This is a genomic window from Streptantibioticus parmotrematis (assembly GCF_019890615.1).
Lineage (GTDB): Bacteria > Actinomycetota > Actinomycetes > Streptomycetales > Streptomycetaceae > Streptantibioticus_D > Streptantibioticus_D parmotrematis.
The window spans coordinates 1-9,657 of record NZ_JAINVZ010000048.1; the positions used below are offsets into that span (position 1 = coordinate 1).

A 9,657-nucleotide genomic window follows, 5' to 3' on the forward strand; every position below is an offset into this window, starting at 1 on the left:
ATCGAGTCCCTGATGCCGCTGCGCCTCGCGCGCTACGGCGTCCCGCTCGCGGAGACCGCGCCCGCCGGGCTCTCGGCGGCGGGGATCGAACCGCAGCTGCTGCCCGCGCTGCCGGCGCGGCCCACGACACCGCAGGCGCAGGCCCGGCCCGTCGACCACGCCCAGCCCGTCGAGCCCGCCCAGTACGACGAGCCGGTCGCGCCCGCCGAGGAAGGGCCGGGCCAGTGGTTCGCCACGCCTCCGCACTACGAACCGCCCGCTTACGACGTGCCCGTAGGCGAACGCGGTCCCGGCCCTGTTTCAGACGCGGTGCTACAGCCTCAGCAGCTTCAGGTTCCCGAGCCGCGCGTAGCGGAACCTGACGAGGCGGGCCCGACCGGTATCCAAGCCCAGCAGCCCGAGCCGCAGGCTTCCGAACCTGATGGTGAGGGCACGCCTTCGGAGGACGACCATGTTTCCGGTCGGCCGGCGGTCGAGGCGATGCTGAAGAGCTTGTCGGATGAGGACCGCGACCGTTCTGCCAACAGCCTCGCTCGGGAGCTGGCTCCCGAACTGGGACTGACCGAGGGAACGGTGCGGAAATACATTGGGGAAATCCGGCGGCGGAGGGCGCGTGCGGCTCCCTGAGTTACAAGGGTTACCAGGGCACACTTCAATCCGGGTTGACCCAGGGCCGATTGGCTGCGGCCACTAGCCAAAGGGGCTGCGAGCGCCTACCACTGGAGCGCCGTTGGAACGTGGTGTCGGGCGTTGGAACTGCGGCTGGAACTGCCAGCTGTGCAAGCGAGCGGGGGGCGCGGCCGTGCGAATGGTAGGCGTGGATATCGGCTCGGTGCGGCCGCCCTCGAAGTTCGCCTGGGCCTCGGTGGACGCGTCGGAGGCAGGGCTGCTGTCCTGTGGGGATGATCCGGAAGGCGCTGTCCAGGCGTTGGTAGGGCCGTTGGCACGTGGCGGGCAGGCGGCGTTGGTCGTTGAGGCCCCGATGGCTGTGCCGGTTCCGAGGGAAGGTAGCGAGGGGTGGCGGCACCTGGGTCAAGCACGCACGGGGGAGGGGAACCGGCCGTGGTCGGCTGGTGCTGGTGTGCTCGCGACTGGCGTTGCCCAGACATCGTGGATGCTCTCTAGGCTCCGCGCGTTGGTTCCGCGAGTAACCGCAACCACTCAGCCGCATCGCTTCCTCACCGGGCAAGCAGACCTGCTGCTGGCAGAAGCCTTCGTGAGTGGCGCGGGAAAGCCAGTCCCGGTTGTGGGAGACCAGCATCGTGCCGACGCCGAAGCTGCGGCTCGCGCGGCGCTGCAGTACTTGACCGGCGGCGCCCCGGGGGGCGTGCCGACTGTGTCGTGCGCGCCTCAACGACCCCTTAATCTCGTCGCGTTGCTCGCGGCGTGGGCCGGGATCGAGCTGCCGAGTGCGGAGTGGCGGGAGGATGTGCTCGTGATCCGTACCCGCCCCGTCACCTGAGCACTTCATCGCGGCGCAGCGACCATCCCAAGGCGGTACCGATCTCCGCCCGGGCGCGGACTCGTACAGGCGAACTTCGCTGCGTCTGCTATGGGCTGAGACGCTTCGTTGCCTACGGTTGCGGCATGCCCGATCTGACCGAGCAGCACGAGAACGACTTGGCTCTCACCGCCAAATCTGCGGCCATGTTGCCGTCGCAGCATGCCGTGATCCCGACGCTGTGCAAGATGGCGAGCGTGGACCCGGCGACCGGCCGGAAAGCCAACACCGCTCTCCTGCTGGACCTGCTGCGCCGCGACAAGGAAGAGCTGCGCACCGTCTTCGAGGTAGCTGGTCGGATGCTGGCCGGCGACACCCGGCCCGACGGGCAGGTCGTCTCTGTCGGCAACGCCGCCCACGACCCGATGATGATGCTCGCGCACGACATCATCCAGCTAAGTATGCGCGGCAAGCCGGACCGGGCGTGGGCTCAAGTCCAACAGCATCCCGCCGGCCAGCAGGCAGCCGTCCTCTTCGTCCTGGCCGCCTAGCTCAACTACCGCTTCGCCGGCCTGGACCCGCTCGCCCTCGCGGCTACGGAGTAGCTCGCGACATCGTGAACGTTAAATGACCAGCTCATGGCCTGGTCGGCGGCTGGGTGGTGGCGAGGAGCAGATCGAGGAGGTCGGCGGTCTCGTCGTCCATATCGCAGCCCAGGGCGGTGTTGAGGTCGTCCAGGCGCAGCACGGCGCGTTCGAGGGCTTCGCGGTCGCCGAGGGCGTGGTGGGCTCGGAAAAGGATGCGGTGGAGTTGCTCGGCTTCGGGGGCGGCGTCGAGGCCGTTGGTGGCGGCCCATAGGGCACCGCGAGGGTCGCCGATGCCGAGGTAGCGGTTTCCGAGTTCTGCTGCGACGTCGACGATGGCGGAGATCATTTCCTGGATGAGGGGTTCGGCCCACACGTAGCGGCGGGGTCGGACGGCGGCGAACGGGCGGCCGCGGACGAGACGTAGTGCTTGGTGCAGGGCGTCGTTGGTGCCTTCGGCGACGAGGGCCTGGAACTGCTGCCAGTCGCTGGTGACGCTGTTGGCCAGCCGGTAGCGGGCGTCGGCGGTGGTAGCGATCGGCGGGAGGTGTTGGGATCCGTCGGGTGCGGTGCCGAGCCAGCCACGCAACCGGCTGATCCAGGGGTTGCGCGTCTTGCGGGAGACCTCACGGCCGGGCCAGATCGCCTCGTCGAGGGCGAGGTGGTCACGGCCGGGGTGGAGCACCATCCAGGCGGCGATCTCGGTGAGCACGCGCAGGTAGCGCTGCTCAGTGGTACCGCCCGTTCCGACGATGTCGACCGGCCCCAGGACGCGCACCACGGGCCCTTCGGCGGCCGTCGGGGCACTGTCAGCTGACGCGCCGTGGTCCGGCTCGGCGGGGGAGTGGGAAGCGGGTGAGCCCGCTGTGGTGAGGTGGGGGAGTAGTGCGTCGTCGCTGCCGTTGCCGTTGCCGTTGCCGTCGTCGGGGCCGAGGTCGGCGAAGGCTGCCATGAGCCCTTCTGCCTCGTCCGGTTGCTCCTCGCGTTCCACCGCGGTGGGTCGAGCTGCGGCCGGGGTTGCCTCGTCGGTGGTGGCGGGTCCAGGCGTGGGGGAGGTGTGGTGGTCGGGGGTGTCCTGGACGGGGATGTGCTCGATGAGGCGGGGTGAGTTGGCGGGTGCCGGAACGTCAGGGGTGTCGATCGCGGAGGTCGCGATGATGTCCAGCACGTCGGTGTAGTCCTGGTCGGAGAGTTCTTGGAGCGTGCAGACCAGGCTGGTCCCGGGGATCGCGACGCCTGCGCCGGTGATGATGTCCCAGGTGGCGTCGCCCGGAGTCGAGGGGGTGGCCGTGCTGGTGGTGAGCAAGGTGGTGGCGGTCCGTGGGCTGTCCAGGGCGATGCCGATCAGGTCCTGCAGGTGGTCGTCCGACAGGTCATCGTGGTCGCCGAGTACGAGGTGGGGTGTCCAGGCGGAGGTGGTGTCGGGGCCGAGCCGGGCCTGCCGGAGGCTCTCGGCGCCCGCGGCGGTCATGGCCTGTTGCTGGCCCAGGTGGTGGGAGGCGACGGCCCCCACCGCGTCGGCGGGGTCAGGGTGCTGGCTACAGCGTTCAGGCAGCAGGTCGGCCAGGCCCGGGCACGTACTGCCCAGGAGGGTCAGGTCGAGGTGGTCGGCGAGCGTCGTGGTCGCCAGTTCGACGGCGAGGGCGCGCAGGACAGGCTGACGGCGCGGCCCGCCGATTCGCACCAGGGCGAAGCGCTCCAGGTCCACGAGGACGGTCTCGCCGGTTTCGGTGACACCGATGGTGACCAGTGCGGGGTAGGGGGCGTCGGCGTTGTCGATGTCGTGGTCGGGCAGCAGTTCGTTGGTGGAAGCGGGCGCATGCCAGCGCGCCAAGTCTCCGTCGACTGCGCTGAACGGGGCGACGGGCGCGGCGGGTTCGGTCAGGTAGAGCGTCAGGCCGTGCTCCTGGTAGCAGGCGGCGCCCAGTTCGGGCAGTTCCCGGCCGTCTGCCGCGAGGTGGACGGCGGCGGTCCGCAAGGTGGCGTCGATGATCGTGATGCCGTCCGGGGCCGCGACTGTGCGCATGGCCTGCTCGGTCGTGGCGGCGGTCGAGGTCGGCATGGCGATACGTCGGCCTGGGCGGCGGCGTCGCTGCTGGAGGATCCTGCGTGCGCCGAGCGCGGTCAGTACGGAGGCGGCCAGCAGAGCGCCGCCCAGGGCGAACAAGCCGGTGGTGGACTCGCTCTCGGACGTCGCGTGTTGGGTGTGTGCTGTCGGCGCGGTCTCGTACGGGGTTGACGCGGTAGGCGTCTGCGCTGTGGGTGTATCAGCCGTCGCCGGTGGTGTGGTCGGAGTGCTGGTCGCTGAGGGCGCGACGACCGAGGGTGCAGGGTTGGACGGGGGAGTCGCTGAGGTGGTGTCCGGTGCGGCCGCAGGGGGCGTGACAGGTGGGGGAGTGGTGTCCGTGCCGGAGGAAGGTCCCGGGGCCGGCTCCGGGGAGGAGCTGGTCGCCGGGTCGGGGCTGGTGGTCTGGGCAGGGAGGGTGAGGTGCTCGCCCGGGTAGATCAGGTCGGGGTCGTGGACCTGGTCGTGGTTGAGGGCGTAGATCTGCGGCCACTGGTCGGCGTCACCGAGTTGGTGTTCCGCGATCTGCGAGAGGGTGTCGTCGGCGTGGACGGTGTAGGTGGTGGCCCGTGTCGCGGTGTCCTGGGTGCTCGGCCCGTCCTTCGCCGGCGAGGTGGCGTGGCGGGCGTCGGCGGGCAGGCGCAAGGTCCAGCCCGGCTGGATGGGCGCGTCGGCGCGGAAGATGGAGCCGTCCGTCATGGTCCGGCCGTCGTTGAGGTGCGCGATCTCCTCCCAGCGCGCACCGTCACCGAGTTGCGAATCCGCGATCGACCACAGGCTCTCCGCCGGGCGGGTCTGGCGCACGGTGTAGGTGGTGCCGGCGAAGGCGTCACGGTGTTCAGACCGCGCGACGGTGTGCTCGGAGGTGATGTGCTGGGGCGCGGAGGCGACGGTGGCGGCCTGGGCGGGGCCCGGGGATGCCAGTGCGGTGCCGGTCGGCAGCGCGAGCAGCAGGGCGCTGACGAGCGTGGCGGCGGCTCGTTGCCCGACCAGGAGCCGTAGTTGGGGTGCGGTGCGGCCGCGCACCTGCGCGGGGATTTCCAGCAGGACTGCCGCCGCGAACAGCGCCCAGCCGATCCATCCTGCGACGGCGAGGGCCAGGAGGAAGACCTGTCCGGAGTCCTGGGTGGTCAGCAGGTTCCCGAGCGCGGCGATCCCGGGCCCGGCGACGGCGCTGGTGCCCCACCCCAGCACGACGGGCAGTCCGACCAGGCAGGCGGCCAGCGTGACCAGGCTGGCCAGGGCGCGCAGTGCGGTGGCCAGCGTGCGGCCGCGTCGCGCCGGACGGGGGGAGGGCTGGGGCATGGTCGGGAAGGGCCCTTCTCTACTGGGGTTGCTGCACGCCGTGCAGCAGCGTCGCGGTGCCGTGTCCGGTGACGGGCATCGTCGTGATGCCCACGACGGAGAGGAATTTGGTGTCGTAGGTGCCGGTGACGACGACCGTGAGGTGGGTGCGGTCCGGGGAGACGCTCACCGTGCCGGTCGCACCGGAGCGGTGCAGGTAGGCGTAGGCGGCCGCGGCCGCCGCTTGCGGGTCGACCTTCACGGCCTTGCCGCTGATGATCGAGGCCGGGTCGACAGCCTGGCCCGCGGCGCGCGCGGCTTCTACCGCGATCGCGTCGGAGCGTTCGGTCGCCCGGAGTTTCCCGGTGCCGTCCAGGACCAGCCCGATGATGCCGAGCAGGGCGATGGCCACGATCGCGGCGAACACCGCGATGCTTCCTTCGTCCTGGACCAGTCGGGCCCGCAGCCGGATCAGGTGAGGGGTCATGTCCCACGGCTCCGGTAGGCGTCGACGACGGAGGTGAACGAGGAGGTGAGGGTCTTGGATCCCGGTGCTCCGGGCAGCAGCAGGTCGCTGAGCGGCACGGTGCAGCGGACGGTGACGGTGACGTAGCCGACCTGTCCGACCGGGACGGTCAGTCCGCCGGCGTCGACGCTCACGCTGGTGGTGGCGCACTTGATGCCCTGGTCGCGTAGGGAGGTGGCGGCCGCGGTCTCGGCGTCGGCCTGGGCGCTGGTGGAGGTGCGGTCGATAGAGGCGGCCCGGGCTGCGTCTTCGGCTGCTGAGTCGATCTTCTGTCCGCTGGTGACGATCCGTCCGGCCGCCAGGGCCATGCAGAAGAACATCAGCAGCAGTGGGGTGATGATCGCGGCCTGCACGGACTCGCTGCCGCGGTCGTCGGCTGCCCGGGCTCGGATCGCTGTCCAGTTCATCGGCCGCCTGCCGGAGTGGTCCAGCGTTCCCGGGTGCCGGAGGCGGACTGGCTGATGCGCAGTCCCGGGACGAGCGGAAGCATCGAGGGGGCCGTGCCGGTGACGGTGATCTGGACCTGGTCGGCGGTGGCGTTCACCGACACCTGTGCGCCGCGCAGGCTGTCGCCCGCGATCCGGCCGAGCGTGGCGCGGGCGCGTGCGGCACCGTCAGCGGGCGTGGCCTGGTAGAGCCGTCCCGCGTCCGCGCCTTCGCGTGCGGCGGTCAGCGCGATGTTGCGGGCGAAGTACCACATCGAGGCCTGGACCACCGTGATGGTGAGCAGGATGACGAACGGGAAGACGATCGCCATCTGAATGCCTGCGTCCCCACGGTCCCCGGTCGCGCGGGTCCGGATCGCGGCCGCCAGCCGGGCCGGCCACCGGCGGTGTGGGCTTCTGCTGTCCATCGGTCAGATGCCGGACAGCTTGCCGTTGTACTTGGCGATGACCACGCCGATGGTTCCGGCGATCAGCAGGGCGCCGGTGACGGCGGCGACCCAGATGATGACGGTGGTGATCGAGATGTCACCGCGGTCGGCGTCGTCGCGGGCCGAGGTGATGGCCTGCTGGAGACGGCCGTCGAGCGTGTGCGAGAGGGTGTGGTACCAGCGCAGCAAGGTCAGCATGAGTCGGGTTTCCCTTCTGGGTGTCAGGTGTTGAGGATGCGGATGATGGCCGGGAACGCGATCATGAGCATGACCAGGACCGCCATGAACGCGCCGGGGGCGGTCATCTTCTCGGAGTCGGCGTTGGCCCCGGCGGCTTGCTCGTTGAGGAGTTCGACGCGCAGGTTGCGGGCGCGGGACCGCAGCGTGGCGTAGACGGACGCTCCGTCGTCGCTGGACTGGCGCATGATCGCCGCCACGTCGTCCAGGACCGGCAGGTCCAGTTCCGCGGTGAGCCGCTCCAGCGCCTCCCAGTACGGGATCTTGTCCAGCCGTGCCTGGTCCAGCGCGGTGCGGAGCCGTTGAAAGGCCCAGCCGTTCCCGACTTTCGCCGCCGCCTCCATGGCCTCCTCCGCGCCGGTGTTCCCGGCGCGCTTGAGCGCCACCAGGTCCAGGTAGGCAGCGACCGCGTGCGCGAACTCCTGCCGCGTGCGCCGGGCTTCGTCGCGCAGCGCCAGGTCGGGGGTGAACCACAGCACCAGGGCGAACAGGAGACCGACCCCGGCCGGGACGAGCAGCGGCAGGCCCAGCAGGACCAGCGGGATGGTGGCCACCGGCGGGATCAGCAGGCCGCCGCCGGCCAGCGCCACCTTCGTCAGTACGAACCGTTCCGGGCTGCTGCCGACCAGGGCCAGGTTCGTGTGCGGGATACGCACTCCGGGAACGCCCCGCAGGTGTTCCAGCAGCCAGGCGCCCCACCGCGCGTCCCTGTCGTCCGGCACCGCCTGCTCGGGCCGCGGCCCGGAGGGGTTGTTCAGGCGCTGCAACGCGGGCCCGAGCGCGGGCGCCGGGCGTACCAGCTCCTTGACCAGCAGGCCGATACCGCCGCCCACGGCGGCTCCGGCGAGAACAGCAGGCCAGGCGATCACGCCGCCTCCTTGATGGGGGTTGCGGGCATGCGCACTTTGCTGCGCGGGTCACGCACCAGGAAACGGGGTACGGGCTTGTGGTCGGCCAGTTGACGCATCCACACCAGCACCGCGATGAACCCCGCGGACAGCAGCGCCAGCACCAGCTGGCCCAGGAGCGTGCCGTACGGGGCGGTGTAGCCGGGCACCAGGAGGCCACCGGCCACCACGCCGCAGGTGATGATCGTCATCCAGCGCACCGTGGTGCGCGGCTTGGCCCGGTCCGCCTCGATCGACCGGCGGCGGGCGACCTCCTCGTGCACGCTGCCCGCCAGGTCCTCCAGCGCTTGCGCGAGGCCCGGTCCGCGGTCGGAGGCCGACAACAGCAGTGCCGCCACGACCTTGTCCGCCGTCACGTCATCGAGGGCATCGGCGAAGGCGCGCAGCGCCTCGGCGGGCCGCCAGCCCACCTGTAGCCGGTCCACCAGGTCCCCGACCTCGGGCGCGATCTCCTCCGGCACCCCGCGGCGCGACAGCAGCAGCGCCTCATCCAGGCCCCGGCCGAGCCGCAGCACGTTGGCCAGCCGCTGGGTCCAGTCCCCGAGCGCTTCCAGCTTCCCGATCCGCGCCCCGGCCGACTTCGTCGGCGACAGCAGCCACGGCACCCCGGCGATCGCCAGCCCGATCACCGCGCCGGCGACGAACACTCCGCTGACCAGCCACACCAGCGCGCCCGCCACCAACGCGGCCGCCAGCCGGGTGCGGCGCCGGAAGCGAGCGTCCTGCCCGGCGGCGGCGCCGGCGCGCCACCGCGCCAGCAGCGAGGACCGCACCGGGGCGTCGGTCCCGGCGATCCCGGCGACCAGTCCCACGATGCCGGCGGCCACCGCGAGCCCGGCCAGCACCCACTCCAGCAAGCTCACGACGCCTCCTGCACGATCAGGCGCAGCGGCTGACTCCACGCGCCACCGGAGGCGTTGAGCAGCTCCGGGTCGAACCCGGCGCGCCGCAGGCTGGTGATGCACCGCGGGTGCATGCGCGGTACCGCCCTCAACTCCCCGAATTCGGGGGCAGGTCCGAAGATGGTGTTGGTGTCCGGGCGGCCGCCCTCGCCGATGCCGGTCACCTCCAGGACGTGGGAGACGAACCGGTGGCGGTGGCCACCCAGCCCGGTCTCATCGATGCTTCCGTCCACGAAGACGATGAAGTCCAAGGCATTCGCCGCCTGCCGGTAGGCCAGCTGCTCGGACATGTTCCCCTGGGCCAGCAGGTACAGCTCCGCGATCCGGTCGAAGACGACCTCCGGGCCCGACGCGTGCAAGGTCGAGAGGGTACTGGACTGGCCCGACGTCATCGCCTGCATCATCGCCACGATCTCCGGGCCGCGCACCTCCCCGACCACCACCCGCGACAGCGACATCCGCAACGCCCTGTACAGCAGGTCCATCAGCGAGATCTCACCCGCGCCGCGCCCGTCGATCCGCTCGCCGTTGGACTCGCGGCCCTCCATCGGCACGACCTGGGTGTGGAAGCCGTTCTCGTGCGCCCACAGCTCGTACTCGGTCTCGATGGTGCCGAACCGCTCATCGCTCGGGATCTCCCGCAGCAGCCCGCGCAAGAGCGTGGTCTTGCCCGCGCCCTGACCGCCCACCACCATGATCTTCTTATGGGCGCGCACCGCGGCCCGCAAGAAGGCCTCCAGCGTGGTGTCGATCATGCCGAGCGTCACCAGGTCGGCGAGCGTGGCCTGTCGCAGCCCGTGCCGCCGGATCGTCACATAGGTGCCCGGGGTCACCCC

9 protein-coding genes and 1 pseudogene are annotated in these 9,657 nt (G+C 71.1%); 2 read left to right on the forward strand and 8 right to left on the reverse strand.

Going from position 1 to position 9,657, the window contains the following annotated elements; all coding sequences use genetic code 11:
* Positions 1–627, forward strand: a pseudogene (locus K7472_RS31955) (hypothetical protein); the annotation flags it as partial.
* A gap of 960 nt (positions 628–1,587) precedes the next feature.
* Positions 1,588–1,992 (forward strand): hypothetical protein, encoded by a 405-nt coding sequence (locus tag K7472_RS31960; RefSeq protein WP_222982737.1) that lies wholly within the window; start codon positions 1,588–1,590, stop codon positions 1,990–1,992.
* 85 nt (positions 1,993–2,077) lie between these two features.
* On the opposite strand, the gene K7472_RS31965 is transcribed toward K7472_RS31960, so the two are convergent.
* The 8 genes from K7472_RS31965 to K7472_RS32000 form a co-directional block, all read right to left on the reverse strand.
* Positions 2,078–5,395: a LysM peptidoglycan-binding domain-containing protein gene (locus K7472_RS31965; RefSeq protein WP_222982739.1), complete on the reverse strand. Its 3,318-nt coding sequence runs from the start codon at positions 5,393–5,395 to the stop codon at positions 2,078–2,080.
* A 19-nt stretch (positions 5,396–5,414) separates the two neighbouring features.
* On the reverse strand, positions 5,415–5,861 hold the full coding sequence (locus tag K7472_RS31970; protein ID WP_222982741.1) for a hypothetical protein: 447 nt from the start codon (positions 5,859–5,861) through the stop codon (positions 5,415–5,417).
* Positions 5,858–6,307, reverse strand: coding sequence for a TadE/TadG family type IV pilus assembly protein (locus K7472_RS31975; protein ID WP_222982743.1), 450 nt, complete (start codon positions 6,305–6,307; stop codon positions 5,858–5,860). The genes K7472_RS31970 and K7472_RS31975 overlap by 4 nt, the downstream gene beginning before the upstream one ends.
* Positions 6,304–6,657: a TadE family protein gene (locus tag K7472_RS31980; RefSeq protein ID WP_222982746.1), complete on the reverse strand. Its 354-nt coding sequence runs from the start codon at positions 6,655–6,657 to the stop codon at positions 6,304–6,306. The genes K7472_RS31975 and K7472_RS31980 overlap by 4 nt, the downstream gene beginning before the upstream one ends.
* A gap of 99 nt (positions 6,658–6,756) precedes the next feature.
* Complete coding sequence (locus tag K7472_RS31985) at positions 6,757–6,972, reverse strand: hypothetical protein (RefSeq protein ID WP_222982748.1); 216 nt, start codon at positions 6,970–6,972, stop codon at positions 6,757–6,759.
* A gap of 23 nt (positions 6,973–6,995) precedes the next feature.
* A complete protein-coding gene (locus K7472_RS31990) occupies positions 6,996–7,880 on the reverse strand; it encodes a type II secretion system F family protein (RefSeq protein ID WP_222982749.1) in 885 nt (294 codons plus the stop codon).
* The gene (locus K7472_RS31995) at positions 7,877–8,782 is read right to left on the reverse strand and encodes a type II secretion system F family protein (protein WP_222982750.1); all 906 of its coding nucleotides are present in this window, start codon (positions 8,780–8,782) and stop codon (positions 7,877–7,879) included. Before K7472_RS31995 ends, K7472_RS31990 begins: the two co-directional genes overlap by 4 nt.
* Positions 8,779–9,657, reverse strand: an 879-nt coding sequence (locus K7472_RS32000) for a TadA family conjugal transfer-associated ATPase (RefSeq protein ID WP_222982751.1), incomplete at its 5' end; no start/stop codon positions are given. The genes K7472_RS31995 and K7472_RS32000, both read right to left, overlap by 4 nt.

Excerpts from the sequence above, each read along its gene's own strand:
- K7472_RS31975 (WP_222982743.1), bottom strand. The coding sequence starts at position 6,307 with ATGAACTGGACAGCGATCCGAGCCCGGGCAGCCGACGACCGCGGCAGC.
- K7472_RS31985 (WP_222982748.1), bottom strand. The coding sequence starts at position 6,972 with ATGCTGACCTTGCTGCGCTGGTACCACACCCTCTCGCACACGCTCGAC.
- K7472_RS31960 (WP_222982737.1), top strand. The coding sequence starts at position 1,588 with ATGCCCGATCTGACCGAGCAGCACGAGAACGACTTGGCTCTCACCGCC.
- K7472_RS31965 (WP_222982739.1), bottom strand. The coding sequence starts at position 5,395 with ATGCCCCAGCCCTCCCCCCGTCCGGCGCGACGCGGCCGCACGCTGGCC.
- K7472_RS31970 (WP_222982741.1), bottom strand. The coding sequence starts at position 5,861 with ATGACCCCTCACCTGATCCGGCTGCGGGCCCGACTGGTCCAGGACGAA.
- K7472_RS31980 (WP_222982746.1), bottom strand. The coding sequence starts at position 6,657 with ATGGCGATCGTCTTCCCGTTCGTCATCCTGCTCACCATCACGGTGGTC.